This is a genomic window from Prevotella micans F0438, assembly GCF_000243035.1.
Classification (GTDB): domain Bacteria; phylum Bacteroidota; class Bacteroidia; order Bacteroidales; family Bacteroidaceae; genus Prevotella; species Prevotella micans.
The window spans coordinates 92,031-117,463 of record NZ_JH594522.1; the positions used below are offsets into that span (position 1 = coordinate 92,031).

Here is a 25,433-nt window from a genome sequence, read left to right on the forward strand (position 1 = left end):
ATGATTATAGCCGTAGACTTTGATGGGACGATAGTCGAACACGAATATCCCAAGATCGGTAAAGAACTTCCTTTTGCTACCGAAACTCTGAAAATGCTTATAAAGGACGGACATCAACTCATTCTGTGGAGTGTTCGTGAAGGTGAACTCCTTCAAGATGCTGTGGATTGGTTACACGAGCATGACGTAGATTTCTGGGCCGTGAATCGCGACTATCCCGAGGAAGAACGTTCGAAAAACAACCATTTCTCTCGCAAGCTAAAAGCCGACATGTTCATAGACGACAGAAATCTTGGCGGGCTGCCTGATTGGGGAACAATTTACCACATGATAAAGAATGGCGAAACCTGGGAAAGCCGAAGTTACGAAGAGCCATCCTACAGCGACACCCAATTGTCAAAGAAAAAACATTGGTGGAACAGATTCTAAACACTAACCCAGCTGAAGAAACCCAAGCAGCACCTATTTTACGGTTGAATTAATGAATGAAACAAAGAAACTAGTAGACTCCATCACAAAAGGTATTCAAGAAAAGAAAGGTCATGGCATAGTTGTTGTCAACTTAACGGAGATCGACAGCAGCATTTGTCAGTACTTCATAATCTGCCAAGGCAATTCGCCACAACAGGTTGAGGCTATAGCCGAATCGGTTAGTAATTACGTTCGCGAAAACAATGACGAAAAACCTACTAACTGTGCAGGACTGGGCAATAATCAATGGGTGGCGATAGACTATGTGGATGTCATGGTGCACATCTTTATGCCAGAAATCAGAGAGTTTTACGATTTGGAGAACCTTTGGGAAGATGCCAAACTGACAAGATTGCCTGAATTGGACTAGAGGTTCGTCGATTATTTTTTATTCATTTCAAAAACAAATCATCCGATGGATAATCAGAATCCCAACAACAACCCCAATATGCCCAAGATGCCTAAATTCAACATGAATTGGATTTATGCTTTAGTCATAATTGCACTAGCTTTGATGTTCTTCGCAAGAGGCAACGGACTACTTTCTTCGAGCGAAGGAATCGAACGCGATTACACAACATTCATTCAATACGTGAATAAGGGCTACGCCACGAAAGTTGTGGTTAACAAGAACGAAAGTACACTGAAGATGTTCGTCAGCCCTGAACACATTCGCGAAATATTCAAACAAGGCATTCAGCAAGTAGGCCCCAATCCTTATATCACGGTTGAAATTGGTTCAATCGATAATCTGGAAGCATTTCTGTCTCAAGCCGTGAAGAACAAAAAAATAACCGGCTTCAGCTATGAGAATAAGAAAAGTAGTCCATTCACCGACATGCTGTTCTCTATTCTCCCCTGGATAGCCATATTTGCATTCTGGTTCTGGATTATGCGCCGTATGAGTGGCGGAGCCGGTGGAACTGGCGGGGTTTTCAGCGTTGGAAAATCGAAAGCCAAACTCTATGAAAAGGCTAACGATCTTGGTATAACATTTAAAGATGTTGCTGGACAAGAAGGTGCTAAGCAAGAAGTTGAAGAAATTGTTGAATTCCTCAAGAGTCCTGAGAAATATACCGAATTGGGAGGAAAAATTCCTAAAGGCGCATTACTTGTCGGCCCCCCGGGAACCGGTAAAACTCTTCTTGCCAAAGCCGTCGCAGGTGAGGCCGGAGTACCATTCTTCTCTATGAGTGGCTCCGATTTCGTTGAGATGTTTGTAGGCGTAGGTGCAAGTCGTGTTCGCGATGTATTCCACCAAGCCAAGGAGAAGTCGCCTTGCATAATCTTCATAGACGAGATAGACGCCGTAGGTCGAGCCCGTTCAAAGAATCCATCAATGGGAGGAAACGACGAGCGCGAAAATACACTCAATGCTCTACTGACAGAAATGGATGGTTTCGGAACAAACTCTGGAGTGATTGTTCTAGCTGCCACAAACCGAGTGGATATGCTCGACAAAGCTCTGCTTCGGGCTGGACGATTCGACAGACAAATACATGTTGACTTGCCGGACATGGCCGAACGTAAAGCTATCTTCCAAGTACACATGCGTCCACTCAAACTTGATTCGAGCGTAGACATCGACATGCTAGCGCGCCAAACACCAGGATTCTCCGGCGCCGACATCGCCAACGTATGCAACGAGGCCGCACTCATTGCCGCACGACATAACAAACAAACCGTGGATAAGCAAGATTTCCTCGACGCAGTTGACAGAATAATCGGTGGACTCGAAAAGAAAACCAAAATTATGACAGCAGCCGAAAAGCGTACCATCGCACTCCACGAAGCCGGACACGCAACTATTAGCTGGTTCTGCGAACATGCCGACCCGCTTGTCAAGGTGAGCATTGTACCACGCGGACAAGCACTCGGAGCCGCATGGTATCTACCTGAAGAACGCCCAATAACAACCAAAGAACAAATGCTCGACGAAATGTGTTCACTCCTCGGAGGACGTGCTGCTGAAGAACTCTTCACAGGAAACATCTCAACCGGAGCCATTAACGACCTCGAACGAGCAACAAAGAGCGCATTCGGAATGATTGCCTACGCCGGCATGAGCGACAAACTGCCCAACATTTGCTACTACAACAATGAAGAATACAACTTCCAGAAACCTTATTCCGAAATGACTGCCAAAGCCATTGACGAAGAAGTACTAACGATGATAAACGGACAGTACGACCGGGCAAAACAAATCCTAACCGAACACAAAGAAGGACACAATCAACTAGCCCAACTCCTCATTGACCGCGAAGTAATCATGGCCGAAGATGTTGAAAATATATTCGGAAAACGCCCTTGGGTGAGCCGTTCCGAAGAAATCCTCGAAGCACAAGAAAACGCTTTGCCAAAGCTCGAAGACATGCCCGAAGCCGTAAAGCAAGCACAAGCCGAACACGAAGCCGCACAAAAAGAAAACAACAACAATGACCGATAAACAAAAAAACCTAATAACTCGCACCATCACCGGCATACTCTTCGTAGCCGTGATGGTCGCAGGCTTCCTGAAACCCCACTACATGGTAGTTCTCTTCGCCATTATAACAGGCGCAACAATATGGGAATATTCAAACCTCGTGTCACAAGTTGAAAACGTAAGAACAAACCGATTCATCTCAACCGTAGCCGGAGTATATCTCTTTGTAGCAACAGCCGCATTAAGGCTCGGGATTGTCGAAGGATTCAGCGTCTTCGTACCCTACATCCTAACCATAATCTATCTGCTCATCGCCGAGCTCTACATGAAAAACCCCAACCCGATAAACTGCTGGGCCTACACAATGCTCGCCCAAATGTACATCGCCCTCCCCCTCTCACTCATCAACATCATCGCCTTCCAAGTACGTCCCGACGGACAACTCACCATCGACATGCTTCTCCCGCTGAGCATCTTCATTTTCCTCTGGACAAACGACACCGGAGCCTATTGCACCGGCTCCCTCCTCGGCCGCCACAAGCTCTTCCCCCGCATCAGTCCCGCCAAGACCTGGGAAGGAAGCATCGGCGGAAGCATTCTCGTTGTAGGCGTTGCAGCTCTCATCGGGCACCTAACCAACACCGAGGCCGACCCACACCAACTCAGCATAATTCAATGGATGGGTCTCGGCCTCACCGTATCTATATTCGGCACCTGGGGCGACCTCATTGAAAGCTTATTCAAACGCACCCTCGGCATAAAAGACAGCGGCAACATCCTACCCGGGCACGGCGGAATGCTCGACCGCTTCGACTCCGCCCTACTAGCCATCCCCGCCGCTACGGTCTACCTCTACAGCATAACCCTAATCTGAACACTTACGCAAGGGATTGCCTTGCCCCATCTTCCAACATAAGTTCGGCTTAAGAATCCGCTTAAGCCCCCATCAAGAACCCGACGGATGAAAAATCAGAGAGTTCTTTTAAGAGAGAGATATTAGCATTAGCAAGTTCCGCACTTCGGCTAACCTCGTTGACTGCTAGCTTCCTACTGTTCCTCCCCTCGGTATTCAAGGTTCTGAAAATCACTGAAACGCCTTGTTTCAGAGCAACTCTCATTTCCTCTTGAAAACGCATACGTATGCCCGTAAATTTCTTCCCGTATGCCCGTAAATTTATATACGTATTCCCGCAAATTTATATACGGGAAGAAATTTATGCGCATACGGGAAGAAATTTACGGGCATACGTATATAATTTCAAGAGCATGCGAATGTAATCACAAGAGCATGCGAATGTAATCACAAGAGCATGCGAATGTAATCACAAGAGCATGCGAATGTAATCACAAGAGCATGCGGATATAATCTCAAGAGCATACGGATATAATCCCAAGAGCATGCGAATGGCGGTACGTTTCTACTTGGACATTAAGGATTTCCTATACGGGCGACTTGTAGGATTCGTGAGATATCCTCTTGCCGTAAAGCGCTATGATACGGACATCTGGTATCATCCGTCTTCACAGATAAGAGCATCGTTCGGGCGAAGTTCTTCATCTTGAGCGGACTCTTCGAACCGATGGTTACACCCCATACTCGGAAAGAATTGCGCCGGTTAGACTAAACCCAACGAATATAAGCTCGAACGGTCACACAAGCCGCATACAAAAAAAATCCACTGCAAGCTCTCCTGAACTTGCAGTGGATTTGAGATTATATGAAGCTCATATTTAAAGAACTTCAGACGAGGTAAGAGTCTACTTTACAAACATCTTGCGAACGAAAGAAGTGTTTTCGGCCACTACTTTAACAACATATATTCCGCGCGGCAACGAACCGTTCGGAACAATCTGACCATTGGAATTGTATACGGTCATGGTGCCGTTGAAGCCCTGAAGCTCAAAACGTCCGTCTGCAAAAATGATTTCCGGAGCCAGGAGTTTAGCATTATCGGTTATTCCGGTCACGGGGTCGGGCAGAACCTTAACCTGTGCGGCATTTTCGATTAGGCCCTTGCTGTTTATTAACAATGCAACAAGATGTAGACTGTCGGCATGCTGTATGCTAGCCGGAACGTTGAGTACAGCTGCATATTCGGTTGTCTCGTCGGCCTGTACGCTTGTTGGAACACTTTCTTTAAAGCCTTCGTAGCTGTAGTTCATCCGGGCAACATGATCCATGTCGATAGAAGCATAAGATGGAAGACTCTCGAATCCGCCCATATTGCCTTGTCCTCCTCCGGCGAAGTAGTTAGCTTGCGTGTAGCCTTTTATTCCGTTTTCGACTAGCACGAATGATATTCTGTATTTCAATCCATTCTGTGCCGTAAAGAAAGTGGTGAGGGCTTTCGCATTTATCTTCTTCTTCGATGCATCTGTAAATTCGGCTTTCACTTCTACTCCCACATTAGGAGCTATAGCTACGGCCTTATTGTGCGATGCTTCCAATCCAGAAGCCTCGGGTTGTGTGGGATAGTCGAGGTTACGGTTGATGTAGCATTTGGGATATCCGCTAAAGCTCATGCTATTGTAGGATGTGGTTTGAAGCGGATCGCTCTTATGCACAGCTATACCGATGAATGTTTCGGGATATTTCTTTGATAGCTGGTCGAGGGCAACTATTCCCATCGGACACCATCCACACCATGTTCCGGTTCCTTCTTCAACTACGAAGCGTTGGCGTGGCACGGCGTCCATCACCTTTATCTTCGATGTCACGGTGTCGTTACCCGAATAACTGTCAGCTGCACCATCTACCGAAATCAATCTGAACTTTATGGTGTGAGTCTTACTTTCGTTGAATCCGGGATGGTCGAACGAGAATTCCTTTTCGGTGTTAGCTCCCATCGTAGTTTTGAAGTCGGCAACAGTTTCGGCTCCTCCGTCAATACTGTAGCCAACCTGCAAATTACGGGCTACACGGGGGCTCATGTTCATTATTCCGAATGGAAGCTTGCATGGTGCGCCTTTCTTTACAATAAAGTCGCGATTGCTGTAAATCCACAGGTCTTTCGGCATATTTTCGCCTGATATTTTAGCCTGAATGGTCAATGCAAGCGCTTTGTACTCCTTTTCAGTTGCATAGTTTTTCCAACCGTCTCCCAGGTCGGCCCAGCAACCATTTTCCGAATACATGTCCGAGCGTCCCATGGAAGCGTTATCGCCTTCATAGCTGTAGCCTATATAGAAAGCCTCGCCATCGATGGTGTAAGGAGAACTCAACTTCACTTCATTCCAACCGTTATAAAGCATTCCTGCTTTTTTAGTTGTTATGCTTGTTCCGTTGAGGTCTTTAGTTATGAACACATTCACTGAATTCGCCATAGCTGCTAGACCGACCTTTACAAAAGAAATAGTCTTGCCTTTATAAAGTTGCGCTATGTCTGCAGGAATATAGATAGCTCCTTTGGCTTTAGTCTTTGACCCGAACTCGCCGGAGACTTTACTGTTACAATATCCCCAGAAACAGTGGGTCGTCGCAGCTTGCATCTGCATTGCCACGAGACTGAAAAGCAACATCAGGATGAAGGATATCTTCTTCATGATTATTGTCCTCTCTATTTATTAATACATACTTTCCTCGTGAATGTCGTCTTGCCGTTCGTCACCTTTACCACGTAGATTCCGCGGGTAAGACGGTCAGCAGAAACGATTCTTCCCGACAGGTCGTAGATGCCTGCAAGTTTATAACCATCAGCCACGATTATATTACCATCTACTATATATAAGCTCTGGTTATCATCGGCCGATGAGTGTGCGATTCCATCAGGAATACCACATAAAGCCTGGGCGGTATTGTAAACAATACGTTTTTCAACATCAGCATTATAGTTGCTCACAAACGAAACCACCCGCATATTGTTGGCTTTCCATTCTGGTTTCAAGTCAACAGAATAGGTCTTCTCGAAGTCATAAGCAGAAATGTTCAGAGCATCGCCCCATGCATTGCTACTAAGAACTTTTCTCAATACGCCATTTTGTATAAACCGTGGTTTACCGGTTTGTTGACTACTGACAATACCATCTTCAACCAACCATGTAACCAATCGGAGGTCTGTTTGTTGGGGCATCTCGTTTGTCCCGGCATGTCCGCTGACTTTCACGTTAAGTTTATTACCTGTGACTTTCGGTTCAACATTCAGGTTGATGAACGAATATACTCCCTTGGCCACATTTAAGAACTTCCCGACTATTGTGTCATTAGCAATGAAATAGGCAGGGCCTGGGTCTTCGAAACCTCCTACAATAAGGCGATCTATGCATACAGCAGGAATAAACGGCTTGGCTTTGCCATACAATTCTTCATAATCGGTATCCTCAGAAATACGGAACTGGTCGTTATGAGTCTTATAGTTGCGGTGATGCTTAACACGAACAACATCTTTATCTTTACGCTCTGCCAAAACCTTAGTATATACGCTGTCTGCTATAACACATTCGTCATAGCCTTCGGAGGTAAACTCCTCGAACAGTATTGTACGTTCAACTGGTCCTGTTCCGGCTTTCATCGAGAAACCTGCGTCTTCGGCTGTATTGTCAGAGTTGTAAGGGTCTTGAACTCCGTTCACCTTTGTTACAGTGAACTCAGCTGTGTAGTTTCCTTCCACAGGGATGGAGATATTATCAAGTTCGACTCTCTGTGGGGTATTATTAGGAACATCAAAACCATTGAGAGTAACTTCAGTACTCTTCACACCTTTTGCAGACACTGTCACAGAGAGAGAGTTTACAGGCGTGGTTCCATTATTCTGTATATAGGCAATATAACGTCTTGGTTTGTTCTGCTCTACGAACTGGCTGCCATCTGCCGGAAAAAGTTTCATGAGCGAGATGTCGTTATTAGGTATATTATTTCCGGAGATGATGGCGCGAATACAGATATTCTTTCCTATAGCGGTTGTATTGTCGAACCAGCTTCCATCATATCCATACCAGTTCTTACCCTTTAAGGTGTAATTACTTTTATCGAACAGAAGGCAATCGTAGTCTTCACCGTCTTGCAGATGAAGTATATAGCCTACATAAAGATTCATCCCCTGCTTAATAGTTACAGATCTATCGAACTTAATCTTGTTCCATCCTTCATCGTAACTTAAAGAAACCCCTCTAGCTAGAGTCGTTCCTTGCATATCTTTCAGGTTTGTACATATAAAGAACTCTGCCATATTACCACGCTTAGGCTTTATAGCGAATTCCATAGAATCTATTTTATCTCCAACGTATTTATCTAGCAGTTCGGAAGGGAAGAATACCGCAGCATGATAGGAATGTTGACCTTGAATCTTGGCTATAAGTCCTCGGCTATATTCCGTCGTACAATATCCCAGTCGCATATTAGACCCGGTTGCGGTAGGCGAAATGTTTTCGTGCTTGTCGAAAGTCACTGGTGACAAGCTAAAAATGTTTCTGTCTGCTTTTTGAGCAAACAAGTCTCCCCCTATGATGGGGAGACTTGTAAGTGATAACAGAAATATAAATTTTCTGATAGAGTTCATTCTTTATTTCACATTAAGTTTCACGCTTGTAACAGTACCGTTCTTAGCAATAGTACGTACAATATACAATCCGGCAGGAATGTTTAGTCTCACCTGATTATTATTGTCAACATTGAAAGTCTTAACCAGCTTGCCGTCTACAGTGTAGATGTTAGCAGTCCTTATGTCTTTCATGAAGGTAATTACTTTACTGTTTGCATCGTAGAGGAAATTCTTCTCTGCAACGTAATTATTGCTACCTATACTATTAGGATCGCTAGCGGCCATACCAAGATAGAGAACCGGAGCCGAACCATAGGTCTGAGAGCCTGTTCCTGCAAAAGGTGATTTGCCACCATATTCAAGCGTACGATTAATATTCAGCGTGCTACCCCAAGAGTTGAATACCTTGTACAGAGCACAGAATGCCAGATTAGAAGGAACTGCGCCACTCTTATCGAACACTACAACCAGATTCTTCGTATTGTCATACTTGAATGGGGTCTGCAGGTCGAATGAAAGTATATTGTCAGTACCCGGCTGCAGAGTGAATGTGCCTTCATAAACAAGTGTCAAATTCTTCTCCTTAATCCAATCGAATGCCGAAGTGAATGATTTTGTATCTGTATGGCAGAGATAAATCTTCACGTCAAACGGAGTAGTTCTATCCGTCAGATTGTCATTCGACTTATAGATATAACCGATACGTCTGATTTCATTATCCTTATCGGCTTTGATTTCAGAAGCATAGTAGACAGACTGTGTACGCTCGTATGGGTCGCAGTTTATGGACGGACCATGAGTATCTTCTCCTTCAAACTCACCGCTAGTAACGATGTTCGTCCAAGGAGTAGTTCCGGCTGGCAATACTTTTATGCGAGAAATTACCGTAGTATCGTTGCTGTGATCCTGGTCGCCTGCAAGTTCTACAACACCGTAGAATTCAAACGTACCGTCGGAAGTTGGCTTGAATGTAACAGGAATATCTGCTGTTTCACCGGCTTTCAGCTCTGGAACAGTTGTTGTTTCACCAACAAGCGTCTTGTTTCCTTCATCGTCGCAATAAATCTTAATACCATAATTCTTCTGTGTCTTTGAACCCATATTGCGAACCTTTACGGTGCACTTATTGTCATAGTCAACAACAGCTTCTTGAATATTATCGATAGAGAATGCCTTGAGGTCGTTCTCTGCAACATAGTCTACGTTCAGACCAAAGATTTTGAAACTGTTATACTGACTGTGGGTAGCAATCTGAAGTCCGTAATAATAAGTACCAGTAGTAGGAGCTGTGAACATGTCCTCATATACAACACGTGTATACATGGCTGGATAAGAAGTTCCTGTTTCTGTTCTTATAACAGTTGCATTGGTGAGATCTTCGCTATTCGTGCCAACAACAAGTTTCAGGTCGAACGGAGTATCTCTCTGATGTACATAGAAATCGGTTGTTATACGATAGGTCTTACCACCTTCCAGTTTAAGAGGAGGAGAGGTGACGAACCCGTCAGCTTCTTGATAGTTGCTGTAACCAATCAGACACTTAGAGTCTGCATCGTAACCGCCGCAATAGTAGAAGAATATTGGACGATTATTTGGGCAATACCAACGATTAGCATCGTCCTGGGTATCGAATCTCAAATTGATTGGAGTTGTGAGAGCACTACCAGCCATGATTCCTTCAGACTCAGCAATTGCACCTTTTCCGGCAAGGCTCTTTGATTGAATCTTATAAGAGTATTTCTGCTGTTCACCGAGTGTATTGTCGGTGTAAGTAGTAGCTGCTTGGTCGGTAGACACAACTACATTATCAGGCATACGAGTTAGCGTATATGTGAGCTCCGACTCCTTGATATAACCATTGTTCAAGCCCTTATTTGGAGCTTCCCAAGAGAGTTCGATTCCAGTTCCTTTCTTCTTAATCTGAATATTCTGAACGGCACCAGGAACATCGACACCCATGTAGCAACGGATACTGTCGGGGATACCTAATTCGCCGCTAACGCGCGATGGAACAACATAATAAGTGTTTATGCCATTATGTGGGTTTTGGTCAACCCATTGCATTGCCTGACCCATCTTGTTCTGTGCTTCTACAGTAGCAATAAGGTCAGCATTGGCAGATGAAAGCAAAGTACTTGAAGAAGTCAGTTCGGTTGTTGCTACATTCTGCTTCTTACGATAGATGCGCACTTCTTTCAGTTCGGTGAGAGGAGTCTTATCCCATGCTGTAGTGGGGTTAACCCATTTAATGGTATCGGCCATTGTACCGTTTACATCGGCTTGTGCATCTATATTCGAAACTCGAGCTGCTGACTTGCGTGTGTCTGCAGTTAGATAAGGAATGGTAAGACCAACGAAAGAGTTACCAAGATTGAACCATGATTTAGTGGTGTATTTTCCTGTCTCTACGTCTAGCGTGTAGAGTGTCGTTGCTCCTTGGCGTCCAACTGGTATCCACCAGAGGTCGCCGGTGGTATAGTCGAATCCCATAGTACCGAAGTATATCTGGATATAAGACTCTCCCCATTCGCTCTTACATTCAACCGGAGTGCCTGTTGGGTTGAAGTCGGAGTCGAATTTCACAATTTCCGATCCTACGACCGCATCGTCAGAAGCACTCTTAGTTTTAGGACGTATCATGTAACACGTGCCATCATAGTCGAAGCAGAAGTTGTAGTACACTCTATCTAACCTTGTAACCTCTTCCATCTTTCCATTTGTCTTATCGACAGTGTATAGCATGGAATAGCCCACGATTACTTCTTCTCCGTTAATGGTTTTCTTTTCATAATCCTTTCCAAGAGCATAGAGCTGGTCAGATTTACGGTCATAGGCTATTGTGTAAACGTCATAACCCATGTACCATTTGTTCTTCTCAGCTTCTGTGTACTTGTAAACGACTGTCGTGTCTCCAGTTGCCACATTCAACTTAACGAATGTCAGAGGATGAACGCCATACGTAAACGATTGAGCGTAAACACCATAGAAGTCCTTACCATCGTAAGCGCCACAATAAATACCATAGGCCTGTACCTGGTCGTTCGCTGGTGTGAAATTTTTTACTGTTTCATACTCGGTAGCTTTACCTGTACGGAATTTCACCCAGCCGCGCTTCTTATCCTGACTAGTAAGTTGGCCAGCATACACGGTAATTCCTTTCGACTTATCGTCTATCGCCTTCGGAGCCTGGTATGGCATGCGCGGCGCAGACGCTAAAATAGGTTTGTCCCAAAATGTGGGGAACTTTCTTGCATTCACCTGTCCGGATGCCGGTAATACCGACAGGGCGGCAAACACAAGACTTGCAAAATAGAAATGTTTCATCTTTCTTAGGTTTTAAAATTAAAAGAATACAAGTTTATGTCTATAACAATTTATTGTTCGTCTTGGAATTCAACAGAGTTGTATGTTGGAATATCTCTCGCAAACTCTAATAATCGTGTTCTCGAAATTTCGAATCAGAATAGGATCAGTACGGACATCATCCTACATCAGTCCGGGACTGATGGTACCTCGGTATGGGACTAAGGGTACCTTGGTCCCGGACTAAGGTATTTCGACCATATTCTTCATCTCCGCTTTAGCCTGAGATTTTTCGACAGGTTCCACAACTCTATTATTATTTACTCCGGATGTAGATTATCGTAAGGTTCTCCCACCGGACTGTTCACCGCCGGCAGAGAACCTCACCTTTATATTTATCGTTTCAACGCGATTTTCATGGTTCTTATCATGCCATTCTTATTCACTTTCAATAGATATACGCCTGAAGAAAGCGAAGTCAGCTGGAGACGATCGGTGTTGTTGGCTGCACACACGAGCGAGCCGGAGGCATTGAACAGTTCTGCTTTCTCGCAAACCGACGAGAGGTATAGAATATTGCCTTTCTGATAGATATTCAAACCTTCTCCTCCCACAGAGAGAATGCCGGAGGTTCCGCCTTCCTTGTATTCCAGCATCATGAAAGGCACATAGGGGGACGGGAATATTTCTGACTCCTTCACATTGCTGGTCTGACCGTCGTAATGAGCCGTACGTGCCTTACCGATAATTTCTTTCAGATGCCATTCGGGATGCTGGTTTGCTATGAGTCGCTTTTTGCCTGCAAGGGCTTCGAACTTAAAGTTCAAATTGCCGCCTGTGTAGTGGAAAGGCGTGTCGAACCTTATCTGTAAATCAGCTCCTTCCTTGGGGCCGTTTATGGTTATATTACCTTCGAAGACCTTTGTCCAACCGGTTTCTTCGAATACTCCAATATATGCGTTGTCGGCAGAAAGGAGGTCGGTACGGTCGGTGGTCTTGATATAAATCCTTGCCGGGAATGTAAATTCTCCCTTTGACTTTCCATTATACTTAACCTGCATTGCCATGAAGCTAATGTCTTTCTTCTGGATTTCGTCTTCCATATACAGACATTGTGCCTGCGAATAAGGCATCGAAACGAAGAAGGGAGAGTACCAGCCGTAGGTCTCGTCGGTATTGATTGTTAGCCATTTGCTTGCATTCTTAGCTGCAACTTTGACCTTTATCGGCGAGCCGAGAACGTTGTCTTTCGGATACGTATCACCATCCAAAACAACACGTGCCGATACATTTATATCTCCTTCTGTTGCAGGTGTCCACTTCACGGAAACATTACCCGTTTCATCAGGCATAATTGACACTCCAGCAGCCGAAGCAAGCACTTCATCGGTATCGGCATTAAATAGCTGAACAGTGTAGTTGCTCACAGCTTTCGAACCTTCATTGCCTACGGTAGCTACGAACACCTGTTCAACTTCACAGTTGGCCGTAGCCGACCCTGTGAGACCCTTAACACTCAAATCTTTATCGCTATACTCGCGAAGCGACACGTCCTTGAGGAATATCTGCCCGTGCATTGCATCAGAACAAGCCTGGAAGGCAATATATCCTTTGTCGGTTGCCCCTACACTGAAGATATTCTTGCCATAGAAATAAGTCTCGGAAGCCGTGTGGAATTCCTCCAAATCCTTTATCATCGCGGTAAGACCGGCAACTGTCGGTTCTGTTCCATAGAATACTTTCATCTTCTCCATCACTGGCGTCTTGTCGTCGGGATTAATCCAGTTAGATGTGGAATAAGTATAGCGGAGTTGGTACTTCTTGTCTTTCACGAACGATAGCGGAGGCGAAACCAACCAGTCATCAGCATTATGTTCGCTACGATCGTAGTACGCCGAGGAAGTTTTCGAATTGAACTTCCATGTCATAGCATCGTTATTGTTGTCAATCACAGTCCAACGCCCGAAGTCGTCATTATCATTCAAACTGGATGTAAACGGTATTGCCTCCGAAGCTCCGAAAGCCACTGTATTTGATGTAGAAGACAAACCTTGGCCTTTTCTGTTATAAGCAACAACAACATAGCTATATCCGGCATGCTTGCTGACTCTATCTGTCAGTGTACGATTGGTTGTACGGGTAGCTATCTTTATATTATCGGGAAGCCGAGTAACATCGTAAGATAGCGATGCCTTGTCAAAATATCCATCATGAATTCCTTCAGCAGGTTCGTCCCATGTAAGCGTTCCTTCCGACTCGTTAGCCGTCAATTTGACATTTGCCGGGGCTCCAGGAAGGTCTTCTCCAACAAAAACCGAAGCCTCTTTGTATATACCATCACCCGACGTATTATAAGGAATAATCTTATATATGTGTGTATCATTAGATGGTCCTTCGTCGACCCAACTCATAGCAGCGCCTATGCTAGTTGAAGGTATTCTCTTTACCAGCCGACCATCACGGAATATCTTCACACCGGTTATGTTGGCAAGTGTTTTATTGCGATAATTAAGCGTGGGCATATTCCAAGTAAGAGTAACCTTACTTCCTCCATTTTCCTCGGCCTTAAGTTTGAGGCTAGTAACATAAGAAGGGGCCTCATCTACAACATATTGATAAGGAATCCCCATGGCTAGCAATTGGGTTTTATTGTTGTCGAGCGTACTCTTTATTATCTTTCCCGTCTTAGGATCTAGCTCTACTAGGTAAGACTTGTCATCTTGTGTTTGAGCCTGCCACCATAGACGGTGTGTTGTTTTATCGAATTCCATCGACTGGCTGAAGTTCCCTACATTCAAGCCAAGCCCCTCTGCAGGACTGATTTTCTCTACCGTACAACTCTGATTGGTCGCATCTATCGTACTCTGATTTATCTTAACGAGATTAGCCTTGGCAAAATCACGTTCAACTGTTACGGCATACAGATAACCATCGTCGGCAGAAAGCGTGAGGAATGGCTCGTTAATAGTTGCCACTCTGGCTAATGCAAGCGTTGTCTTGCTTATCTCATACAGATCTGTTGTAAAGGCGTCTGTATCATAATGAATAGCAAATATCCTATCGGTCTTGGGGTCGTAGGTCATTTCGTCCAAAATAAGAGTCGTGCCTTCCGGCAGAGTACTCTTCTTGACATAGGCTCCCGTAAGTGGGTCTACTATACTTAATCCTTGTGGCATAATCACATTAGCATAGAGTATAGTTTCATAGCAATAATAATCTCCACCCACATAGGTTCCAGCGGTGAATATTGGTGTCTTACCAGGAACATTACCATAATCCTTTAATAAAACTGATTTATCAGGCGTATTGGTCTGGAAATTTATGATTCCATTCGTACGATACTTCCAATCATAGCGTAAGTATCCATATATGTTAGCCTCGCCATCAGCAATATTATTTATGGCGTTATGTTTTTCAAAAGCACTAATCTGCTGTTGAGATTGTGCACTACAGAGAGTAAAAACTCCCATAATTAGAGACAGGATTGTAGATATTCTTTTCCTCATAATGTACATTCTTATATATGCCAAATGTTAATTCGGGGCAAAGATACATTTTTCCACTTTATATAATTGCCCTTCTGAAAAAAAAAAGTTTCTTTGCAGGGAAAATTTTATGGTTAAACTCTAGGGCTTCAAATACTGGAAGATACCATAATTCTATTCACAATCTTATTCACATTTAAACCTAAAGTTCTATGAGTAATTTTACAAAAAAATTAATTGTAGCAGGGTTCATAGGATGTTCTGTAATACCGGCTAGTTCACAAGTCAGAAGCAGAACAGCAAATGCGGCCCCGATGACCCCCGAAAAAGAAATTAAAGGTGCTCCTTATTTCAAAGCGATAACTAATCCTCTGGAATATGGCACCGAAGTAGTAACTCTCAATGAAGACTTCTCCAAGTTTTCCACAGGAACCGAAGATGCGCCAGACTTCGACGCAAATATAAACTTCCAGAATCCTGATGGAATCGTTTGGATCAATGTCCTCAACGAGTACACAACAATGCCCGGATGGGGAGCTCACAACGCTTTCCCTGCTGGCGGAAAACTCTTTCTTAATGTTGTTCCCAAGCAAGAACAAGGACATGTAAACACTCCGATGCTGGATGTTAGCGGCTATCAAGGAATTTGTTTTATTTCCTTCAAAGCACGAGTTCCGAATGGAAGTCAGCCGGCATCCTTTGCACTTGTTGAAGCTGCCGAAACTTTCAACATGGCACCCTCATGGCGTAACATGGGAAGTTTCCAACTGCCTGAAGTAACAACCGAATGGAAAACATTCACCTATATGTTCTACGGTGGCGGCAAATACACGATTTTTAATATCGTAGCTATGGATGCATCTCTGCTAATCGACGACGTAAAGGTTTTCCAGATTAACCAATATGCAGCGACTCCAACCGCCTATAATCATAAGAATTATAAAGGAGAGGCCAATGAAGACGCACAGTTCGACCTCAGATGGAGTAAGGTAGCAAATGCCGATTCGTATATCATAAACGTATACAGCAAAGACGAAACCGGAAACATTACAAACTATCTACTGAAAGATTTCTCCAACACCGATACAACCTACACAGTAACAGGCGCACATTCAGGCGATATATACTACTACACGGTTAGTTCCAAGGTTGGAAGCCACGTTTCGATACCATCTCAGGAGGTAGAAATAAAAGACGTAGCATCCCCATTCCTGAAACCTGTCACAGAGATAAAGGATGGAAAATATACCGCATCATGGGACAGCGTACCATCTGCAGAGCGTTATAATTACATAAGCTACTACACTCGCACCGCCGACCAAGCTGGCGAATTCACAATTTCAGACCTGAATCTTGTCGGACTCAAATACTCCAACGGTAAGGAAGTAGAGTTCTCCATAGACAACAAAGACACCCACACGTTCGACCAAGGTGTAATCGACGGTATGTCGCAGGCCGGATGGATTGCAAAAAGCTACGCCATCTACAAAGACGCCCTCACATTCGACGCCTTCCAGTATCTCTACAACCATCAAGACGCAGGTTTAATCTCGCCCGAACTCGACCTATCAAAAGACAACGGAAAGATAAAAATAAACCTCACCGCATGCGGAGAAGAATGCTCATACTACGACAACAACAATGTTGAGCATAAAGGTTACACACAATGTGCTGTGGCCCTGTTCAACTACAATGCCGAGAAAGGCGACTATGAGCAAAGCGAACTTATCTATCCCGGCGAAGTAAAAGGTACATGGCAAGACTTCAGCTGCCAGCTCACAACCGGAACAAAACGCTCCATCATAGGATTCTACGGCGTAAGCTACCCAGGCAACCTCTACCTCAGCAAGATTAAAATAGCTCAGGACTACAAAGCAGGCGAAACTTTCAACGACCCATTCTTCTATGTAAGATGGTTAGATAAAAAATCCATAGAAGTTAATGTGCCCTACAAAGCCAACCAAAAGGACATATATCACAGAGCACAATCCGTGAGAGTAAGCAAAGTATCCCAGCAAAGCATCTCACGCCTGGAGAGTCCTTTCTCAGAGCTTCAATACGTAGGCAAAGCTGTTGTTTCAGGAATCAGCAACACGAAAGCCAACATCTCTGGAGCAACCGTTCGCCTCGAAGGCAACAGCATAGTTATAGACAACCCCGGAAAGGAAAATATCTATGTCTACAACCTCACAGGCGCCATTGTTTACTCCAACACCAGTCGAGCCGCCTCAACCACACTTCCAACATTTGGTCACGGTGTGTTCCTCGTCAAAGTAGGCAAGCAAACTATCAAGCTTACTATGTAGAAATAACCATCGTTTCTTAATCTATAAGAGGATGTGTCCTGAAAAGGCACATCCTCTTATAGATTAAGACTAACCAGCCTAGAAAAAGAAATCATTATTGTTTTATATCTCCTAGCAAACTCAAAGAGCATATAAATTCTTGTTTTATATCTCCGGAAAAATCCGAATATAATTTAAACTACTATTTAACATCTCTGGAAAGTCCCTAATATTATTTTCATTACTATTTTATATCTTCGGAAAGTTCCGAACTTCATTTACACTACTATTTTATATTTCCGGAAAGCTCCTAAAATTATTTTTACTACTCTTTATATCTCGGGGAAGTTCCGAACTTCATTTACATTACTGTTTTATATTTCTGGAAAACTCCTAAAATCATTTTTACTACTTTTTATATCTACGGGAAGTTCCGAATATAATTTTAATTATTGTATAGTATCTTCGGAACTTCCCTTAATTAATAATCAAAATCGGATAGAGAAATATTGAATGATTTAGACTCACAATAAAATCAGGAACCTCTGTAAACAAAGATGCACGACCGTCTGACAAAGCCGAGAACAGTGTAACATACTTGAAATATTACATCGTTTTTTGGAGAGGGGGGCAAATTAATTACCTTTGCAAGCGCCCTTTTCAAAAGCAACTAGAGTTGCGAACAAGACAGGAATCTGGCAGCGAAAAGGTAAATACAAACAATCAACTTTGTAAAAAAGAAATGTCGAACAAAGACGATTATCACGCGAATTTCAACTCGTAAGTGTGAGGATAACGCCCCCGGAACCGGGATGCTAATCCCCACCTTTATATTGTAATCATGGAGATTAGCTGAAATGAAAACCTATTGGAACATAAACGGAAATTTGAGCACCATCAAAGAATGGCAGCCTAATTGTTGGATTCAGGTAACATGCCCAACAGAAAGGGAACAACAAGAATTGGAAGACACATATCACATCCCAGACTATTTTCTATCCGACATCAGCGACACCGACGAACGAGCACGCTATGAATACGACGACGGATGGATGCTCATAATTCTGCGTATTCCATACGTAAAGGAAATACGCTCACGCACACCCTACACTACCGTCCCTCTAGGAATAATCCACAAACGCGATGTAACCATAACCGTGTGCAACTTCGAAACAAACATGATGATAGACTTCGTTTCGTTTCAGCAAAAACGCGGAACAGGATTCACGGATTATGTAGACCTAATTTTCCGACTTTTCCTCTCGTCGGCCGTATGGTATTTGAAACGGCTCAAACAAATCAGTACGCTCATCGAAAAAGCAAAGCGGAATCTAGACAAAGGCGTGAACAACGAAAGTTTGATAGGGTTGAGTCGGCTACAAGATTCGCTCACCTATTTCGTTACCTCCATTCGCGGAAACGAAAATCTGCTGGCCAAGCTGAAATTCAAACTTCAGGTGGACGAACTAGATGCCGACCTGATTGAAGACGTTAACATCGAGATGATTCAGGCACGCGAAACAACAAACATATATTCCGACATCCTCGAATCGACAATGGATACTTATTCCAGCATCATCAACAACAACATGAACACAGTTATGCGAACACTCACCTCGGTTTCAATCATCATGATGTTCCCCACGCTCATCTCATCGCTCTTCGGAATGAACCTTGTCAACGGAATGGAAAAAAGCCAATGGGGATTCATCATCGCACTCATCATATCGGTTGTCGTGTCGGGAGCCTCATGGTGGATACTCCGCCACAAACGACTGCTTTAAGTTGGCAAAAACCAAAACAAGCAGTGACAGCGAGCCTTTTAGAAAGAAAATAAGTAAGTTTGCAACGCAAGTTTTGAAAAACTCAAATAAATAAATCCGAATTCAAATGATCGACTCTCAAGAGAATCTCCTCAATCAGGAGACACAAGAAGTTAAGCCCAGCGAAGAGGTTGTTGTCCAAAACAGCTCTGAAGAAAACTCTAAAGACACCCCACAAGAGCAACAACCACATCCCAGAATTTTCAACACCAAACACGAGGTGCTAGAGAGAATAAAGGAAATAGCTCACGACGAGGAAATACCAAAAAAAAGCGAGACAGAATATCTCAAAATGGTATTCTATAAACTCCTGGGAGCTGAACGCGACGCACAACAAAAAGAGTTCATACAAGCCGGAGGAGACCCCGAGAAATTTCAAATCAGACCCGACATCGAAGAAGAAGAATTCAAAGTCGAGTTATCCATCATCCGCGAAAGACGGCAAAAAATCGTCCTCCAGCAGGAAGAAGAGAAACAAAAGAACCTCGAGCGTAAATTAGCCATCATCGAACAAATAAAAACAATGGCGACAACGCCCGAAGAGGCCAACCAAAATTTCCAGGAATTCAAAGCACTACAACAGGAATGGAAAGAAATTAAACTCATTCCAGCCGACAAGGTAAGCGAGCTCTGGAGAAATTATCAGCTCTACGTTGAACAATTCTACGACCTGCTGAATCTAAACAGAGAAGCACGCGAATATGATTTTCGGAAAAACCTCGAAAAGAAAACAAAACTCTGCGAAACAGCCGAACTCCTCACCGAATTCAATGACCCTGTAAGCGCATTCCATCAACTGCAAGAACTGCATCAAGAATATCGCGAAACCGGTCCTGTCGAGAAAGAACTTCGTGAACCCCTATGGGAACGATTTAAAGCAGCGAGCACCATCATCAACCGGCGCCACATGCAACACTTCGAGGCCATTCGGGAAGCCGAAAAAGAAAATCTAGAAAAGAAAACAAAACTCTGCGAACAGGCTGAACTCATCGCACAAAAAGAAAATCGGAAATCGGCCGATTGGGAGGAACATTCAAAAGAAATCATGGCTCTGCAGGCCGAATGGAAAAATATCGGAACTGTACCACGTAAGTTCAACACAAAAATCTACGAACGCTTCCGCACAACGTGCGACGAATTCTTCAAACGCAAGTCGGAGTTCTATAAAAATCTCAAAGCTCGCTTCCAGGAAAACGTCGACAAGAAAAAAGCAATCATCGAACAAGCACGCGCCCTGAGCGATTCTACCGACTGGAAAACCACAGCCGAAAAGCTCATAGAACTCCAAAAGGAATGGCGTAAAATAGGCATGGTGCCAAGAAAGAATGCCGACAAACTTTGGGAAGATTTCCGGGAAGCCTGCAACAAATTCTTCGACGCACGCGATGCCAACAGAGCCGATACAAAAGGAGAACAAAATGAAAATCTCAAGAGAAAGAAAGAAATCATAGAGCAACTCAAAGCTCTTGAACAAGAAAAACCCGATAACGCCGCTGAAACGCTCAACAACCTAATCGAAGAGTTCGGAAAGATTGGTCATGTGCCATTCAAATCAAAAGAGCGAATCTACAACGATTATCATTCAATTGTCGACCAACTGCACAAGATGCTCAATATAGACGCCTCTCGCAAACGTATCGACGATTTCAAGGGCAACATAAAGAAAATGGCCGAACGCGGAGTCTCCGCACTTAACACTGAGCGTTCGCGACTAATGCATCGGTTCGACCAGCTTAAACAAGACATAAATACCTATGAAAACAATCTCGGCTTCCTGAATGCAAGCAGCAAAAAAGGCAATAATCTCATTGAAGATATGACACGCCGCATCGAACGACTGAAAAGCGATTTGGAAGAAGTGAAGCAAAAGATTCGTATCATAGACGCCGAAAACAAATAAACGCGATTCTCCCACGAATTGCCTGAAAAAAAAAGAGAGGTAAAAGTCTTTGAACTTTTACCTCTTCTTTTTTATTCTACCACTTCGGCGTCGTCTTTCTTTTTGTGAGTCACCTTGCGTTTCTTGGGTTTATCCTCGATAACAATCTCCTCTTGCACTCCGGCTAGTTCGGGGTCGATGAGGATGCGACCGCAATATTCGCACACGATTATCTTTTTATGAATTTTGATATCGAGCTGGCGCTGGGGCGGAATCTTGTTGAAGCAACCGCCACAAGCGTCGCGCTGCACATAAACAATACCTAGACCGTTGCGGGCACCACGGCGGATGCGCTTAAAACTGCGAAGAAGACTCGGATCAATTTGCGTTTCGAGTTCGGCGGCCTGCTCTTTGAGGCTTTCCTCTTCTTCGCGGGTTTCTTGCATTATTTCGTCGAGTTCCACTCGTTTTTCTTCCAAGTCATGTTTACGTTCTGCGGTCAGTTCTTGGTTTTCAACGAGGTCTTTCTGGCGTTCTTCAACCTTCAACTGGGCTTCTTTAATCTTTTTGGTACAGAGTTCAACTTCCAGTTTCTGATACTCGATTTCCTTGGTCAGGGTATCGTATTCACGGTTGTTGGCCACGGTTTCGAGTTGCTTGTTGTAGCGTTCCAAACTTGCCTGAGCCTCCTGAATTTGAGCTTTCTTCTGACTTATGGCTTTACGGAACTCGCTGATTTCAGACTTAATCTTGTCTATTCGCGTGTTGAGTCCGGCCAGTTCGTCTTCGAGGTCTCGCACTTCGAGGGGCAGTTCGCCTCTCAAGGCCCGCTTTTCATCGATTCCCGACAAGGTGGTTTGCAACTGGTAGAGATTCTTCAGTTTGCTCTCTACAGAGATTTCGAATGATTCTGTCTTTGTCATATTTCTGTAATTTTATAGATATACAATTGGATTTGTGTTTGTTTCGGAGATGATGCAGCTCACGCCCGGGCAGCCACGCTCGATTATAGATTTGAATATTTCGGGGGTGAACTGTTCGCTTTGGTAGTGCCCGATGACGCAGATTTGTATTTCCTGCTCATGTCCGAAGTATTCGTGATAGTGCATCTCGCCGGTCAGGAAGGCGTCGGCACCAGCTTTTATGGCGTCATCCAGCAAGAATGAGCCAGCCCCGCCGCACAGGGCAACCCGTTTAATATTACGCTGCAAGAGCTGGTTGGCCTGTAAACATTCAACATTGAATCTTGTTTTAAGCAGTTCGATGAACTCCCTGGCAGACATCGGATGAGGCAAACTGCCAATAATTCCATCGGAGCCACATACCGTTCCCACTTGTTTTTCTTTACCGATGGGACGAAGGTTTTGCAGTCCCAGTTTCTCAGCAATCTTATGGTTCACCCCGCCTTCCGCGGCATCGATATTGGTGTGCATGGCCACGATGGTTATTCCGTTTTGGATTGCATTTCTAACGATTCGCTGAACCATGTTTTCATCGGCCACACGGGCCAGTTTGTGGAATATAAGCGGATGATGGGCCACCACCAGATTGCACCCGGTATTGATAGCTTCGTTGAGCACATCGCCGGTCACGTCAAGACACAATAAAGCCCCTGATACTTCCGTCTCTGTCAATCCAACTTGCAGGCCGGCATTATCGTAGTCTTCCTGCAAGGGCAGAGGAGCGAATTGTTCAAGGGCGTTGATTACTTCCTTAATTTTCACGCTACGCATAAGATTTTTGAGTCGCAAAGATAATTAGATGTTCTCCATTAACCGTACACATGCTTCATCTTTTTCAATTTAGCTGATTGAATCTCAGTATAAGTATGCGTAAAAGCGCCGGGTGGTTGAGAGTGTCTTCGCAGTTCGATTTGCGAGACACCGGACGAGTGAGGGAGTCATCGCAATTTGATTTGAGAAGCGCCGGGTGGTTGAGAGTGCCTTTGCAGTTCGATTTACGAGGCACCGGACGGGTGAGGGAGTCATCGCAATTTGATTTGAGAAGCGCCGGGTGGTTGAGAGTGCCTTTGCAGTTCGATTTACGAGGCACCGGATACCGATATAGTATTCAAGAAGTTATATAAAGAATTATCTGATAAGATTAGTTCTTTACAGAAATTCTGTAAAGACATAATTTGTAAGAAAACTTATTTCAGGAATTTCTATAAAGATATATCTTAACCATATGATTGTTTCAAGATATTCTTTAAAGAGATTATTTATATAAATATCTATTTAATGAGACTATTTAATCTAATAAACTTAGAAGCTATATAATTCAAGAATTTCTATGAGATACTATTTAGTTAGGATAATTCTTTTAATAATCAATTTTTAATAACATTCTATATGTATATGTGTTTCAGTAATTTATATATACTACTAATCTCTATAATTATTTATTTCGATAAGTTCTGTAAAATACTATTTTATAAATCTATCTATTTAAATAATTGAATGAAAAGAATAATCAGTAACTTGCACTCCGAAAACACAACGCAACATATAGGGTAAGGGCGTTCACCGGCTAAAATCATAATGTGAAGCAAGGATGAAGGGCGTTCACCGGCTAAAATCATAATGCGAAGCGAGGGTGAAAGGTTTTCTGACTGCGAGAATACGGTGCGTTTAAGAATAAAAACTGTTAGAGATATGGAAACAACAAGTGTTTTGCCGAACCGAATTAAGATTAAGGGCTGTCATTGCTCGAAGTTTACGAATGGCTTTTATGTGACCTTTCACGTACGAATGTGTGACATCATTGCAAATGCCAACCGGGCACAGCTGAACATAAGCGACGAGATGATTAATGAGTGGCGAGCACTCGTGAACCAAGCACTCGTTAAGGCACCGAAGCTAGAAGTGTTAGCAATCACGCGTGAACTGGCAGAAATAGACCGGAAACGCAAGAAACTCATCACCTACCTCTTCGAGATTGTGCGAACACACTGCGTGTCGACAATCAGTAATCTGGCCGATTCGGCGCATAGTTTAGAGGTTATCGTGAGGAAATTCTCCGGTTTGCAAAAGCAGTCTAGAGAACATAAAAATGCGATGATTCGGAGTATGGTTCAGGCGTTTAGAGAGAAGGCTGCCGATATGGCCATGCTAGGTATTACGGAGGTTGTCGACGACCTGGAACGGGTGAACGATGAATACGGAGCCACGGAAATACGCCGTGTCGACACGCGGCATGACTACACAGCTACGTATAAAATTCGTCCGAAGCTGGACGAGATTTATTCCGTTGCGATGCAGCACGTCACAGCCGCCTATGTGTTCGCCAAAACTGACGAAGAGAAGCGGTCGATTCTTGAGCTGGTGGCAAAGATTAACCATTATATCTCTGATTTCCGTAGGACTTACAACGAGAGCATGGCACAGAAAAAACGACCGAGAAAGAAAGCAGACAATCAGGAAACGTTAGAGGATTATTCGGACGAGATGCCCGAAGTCGAGCAAGATTCGGATGCGCCCAAATCGGATGACGCTATAGCGGAGAATGACGTGGCGGATGTGGTTATGTAGGTGTGTTATACATCAGGTGGAGCAAGTTTACCGTCGATGTATACTATTTCGGAATTTGATAATATCGATGCCTGCTGCGGCCGGATTGTCGGCAAATGTTTTGAAGGCGTATCCTTGTTCTTTGAGCCACTGAAGCGATTCGGGCAGGGCGGTGCGCAGTTTATCGATGCTCTTAAGGGAGTCGTGAAAAGTTATGATGGAGCCGTTACGGGCGTAGCGCTTCACATTCTGTACAACGTCGTTGGCTGTGAGTAGTTTGGAGTAGTCGCGCGTGACGAGGTCCCACATCACGACTCGATAATTTCGTTTCACCCACCTATAAACGGTGTGCCGCAGCCATCCGTGGGGCGGCCTGAAAAATGGCGTATCGAGTAGATTATTTGCTTCGGCTACGTCGACGGCATACGTTAGAGTCCAATGGCGGAACGAGCCCAGATGGTGGTAGGTGTGATTGCCCACAAGATGTCCGCGACGAAGCACTTCTTTATATATCTCGGGATATTTGCGCACATTGTCGCCCACCATGAAAAATATTGCTTTAGCGTTGAACTGGTCGAGCACATCGAGCACAAACGGTGTTGCCTCGGGAATCGGCCCGTCGTCGAATGTCAGATAAACGGCTCGATCGTCGGCCGGCATTCTCCACAGTGCGTGCGGATAAAGCCAACGAAGAAATCGGGCGGGTTGTTCGATTATCATCCTTTTTTGTTGAGTTGTTATTCGATTAATTAGGAGCTTGACAAGACACGGGGCCT

15 protein-coding genes are annotated in these 25,433 nt (G+C 44.1%); 8 read left to right on the forward strand and 7 right to left on the reverse strand.

From position 1 onward, the window contains the following. The 4 genes from HMPREF9140_RS04965 to HMPREF9140_RS04980 are packed head-to-tail and all read left to right on the forward strand — an operon-like array spanning window position 1 to window position 3,770. A complete protein-coding gene (locus HMPREF9140_RS04965) occupies window positions 1-429 on the forward strand; it encodes a BT0820 family HAD-type phosphatase (RefSeq protein ID WP_006952233.1) in 429 nt (142 codons plus the stop codon). 52 nt (window positions 430-481) lie between these two features. Then, on the forward strand, window positions 482-841 hold the full coding sequence (gene rsfS / locus HMPREF9140_RS04970; protein WP_006952239.1) for a ribosome silencing factor: 360 nt from the start codon (window positions 482-484) through the stop codon (window positions 839-841). Window positions 842-886: 45 nt separating this feature from the next. After that, a complete protein-coding gene (gene ftsH, locus HMPREF9140_RS04975; RefSeq protein ID WP_006952240.1) occupies window positions 887-2,917 on the forward strand; it encodes an ATP-dependent zinc metalloprotease FtsH in 2,031 nt (676 codons plus the stop codon). Then, entirely contained in the window at window positions 2,907-3,770 is an 864-nt protein-coding gene (locus HMPREF9140_RS04980; protein WP_006952242.1) for a phosphatidate cytidylyltransferase, read from the forward strand. The genes ftsH and HMPREF9140_RS04980 overlap by 11 nt, the downstream gene beginning before the upstream one ends. Window positions 3,771-4,654: 884 nt before the next feature. Here HMPREF9140_RS04980 and HMPREF9140_RS04990 read toward each other — a convergent pair. The 4 genes from HMPREF9140_RS04990 to HMPREF9140_RS05005 all read right to left on the reverse strand — a co-directional run bounded on the left by HMPREF9140_RS04990 (window position 4,655) and on the right by HMPREF9140_RS05005 (window position 15,182). Next, on the reverse strand, window positions 4,655-6,439 hold the full coding sequence (locus HMPREF9140_RS04990; RefSeq protein WP_006952247.1) for an Omp28-related outer membrane protein: 1,785 nt from the start codon (window positions 6,437-6,439) through the stop codon (window positions 4,655-4,657). Window positions 6,440-6,453: 14 nt separating this feature from the next. Continuing rightward, window positions 6,454-8,391 (reverse strand): Omp28-related outer membrane protein, encoded by a 1,938-nt coding sequence (locus HMPREF9140_RS04995; protein WP_006952251.1) that lies wholly within the window; start codon window positions 8,389-8,391, stop codon window positions 6,454-6,456. A gap of 3 nt (window positions 8,392-8,394) precedes the next feature. After that, a complete protein-coding gene (locus tag HMPREF9140_RS05000) occupies window positions 8,395-11,697 on the reverse strand; it encodes a CARDB domain-containing protein (protein WP_006952253.1) in 3,303 nt (1,100 codons plus the stop codon). 374 nt (window positions 11,698-12,071) lie between these two features. Further along, window positions 12,072-15,182: a T9SS-dependent choice-of-anchor J family protein gene (locus HMPREF9140_RS05005; RefSeq protein WP_025073398.1), complete on the reverse strand. Its 3,111-nt coding sequence runs from the start codon at window positions 15,180-15,182 to the stop codon at window positions 12,072-12,074. A gap of 293 nt (window positions 15,183-15,475) precedes the next feature. Here HMPREF9140_RS05005 and HMPREF9140_RS05010 point away from each other — a divergent pair, with 293 nt between their 5' ends. From HMPREF9140_RS05010 to HMPREF9140_RS05020, 3 genes are all read left to right on the forward strand, one after another. Further along, window positions 15,476-17,467, forward strand: a complete 1,992-nt coding sequence (locus HMPREF9140_RS05010) for a fibronectin type III domain-containing protein (RefSeq protein WP_018572184.1) — start codon at window positions 15,476-15,478, stop codon at window positions 17,465-17,467. Window positions 17,468-18,303: 836 nt separating this feature from the next. Beyond that, entirely contained in the window at window positions 18,304-19,230 is a 927-nt protein-coding gene (locus tag HMPREF9140_RS05015; RefSeq protein WP_006952259.1) for a magnesium transporter CorA family protein, read from the forward strand. A 106-nt stretch (window positions 19,231-19,336) separates the two neighbouring features. Then, window positions 19,337-21,169, forward strand: a complete 1,833-nt coding sequence (locus HMPREF9140_RS05020) for a DUF349 domain-containing protein (RefSeq protein WP_006952262.1) — start codon at window positions 19,337-19,339, stop codon at window positions 21,167-21,169. Between the two features lie 71 nt (window positions 21,170-21,240). Here the strand turns inward: HMPREF9140_RS05020 and HMPREF9140_RS05025 are convergent, their stop codons facing one another. Together HMPREF9140_RS05025 and HMPREF9140_RS05030 are read right to left on the reverse strand one after the other, a co-directional pair. Beyond that, window positions 21,241-22,071, reverse strand: coding sequence for a zinc ribbon domain-containing protein (locus tag HMPREF9140_RS05025; RefSeq protein WP_006952267.1), 831 nt, complete (start codon window positions 22,069-22,071; stop codon window positions 21,241-21,243). A gap of 12 nt (window positions 22,072-22,083) precedes the next feature. Beyond that, the gene (locus HMPREF9140_RS05030; RefSeq protein WP_006952269.1) at window positions 22,084-22,881 is read right to left on the reverse strand and encodes a Nif3-like dinuclear metal center hexameric protein; all 798 of its coding nucleotides are present in this window, start codon (window positions 22,879-22,881) and stop codon (window positions 22,084-22,086) included. A 921-nt stretch (window positions 22,882-23,802) separates the two neighbouring features. Between HMPREF9140_RS05030 and HMPREF9140_RS05035 the strand changes: the two genes are divergently transcribed. Continuing rightward, window positions 23,803-24,678 carry a DUF6261 family protein gene (locus HMPREF9140_RS05035; protein ID WP_006952272.1) on the forward strand — a complete coding sequence of 292 codons (876 nt, stop codon included), beginning with the start codon at window positions 23,803-23,805 and terminating at the stop codon, window positions 24,676-24,678. 27 nt (window positions 24,679-24,705) lie between these two features. Here HMPREF9140_RS05035 and HMPREF9140_RS05040 read toward each other — a convergent pair whose 3' ends face one another. After that, entirely contained in the window at window positions 24,706-25,377 is a 672-nt protein-coding gene (locus tag HMPREF9140_RS05040) for a polysaccharide deacetylase family protein (RefSeq protein ID WP_006952273.1), read from the reverse strand. Window positions 25,378-25,433: the final 56 nt, after the last annotated feature.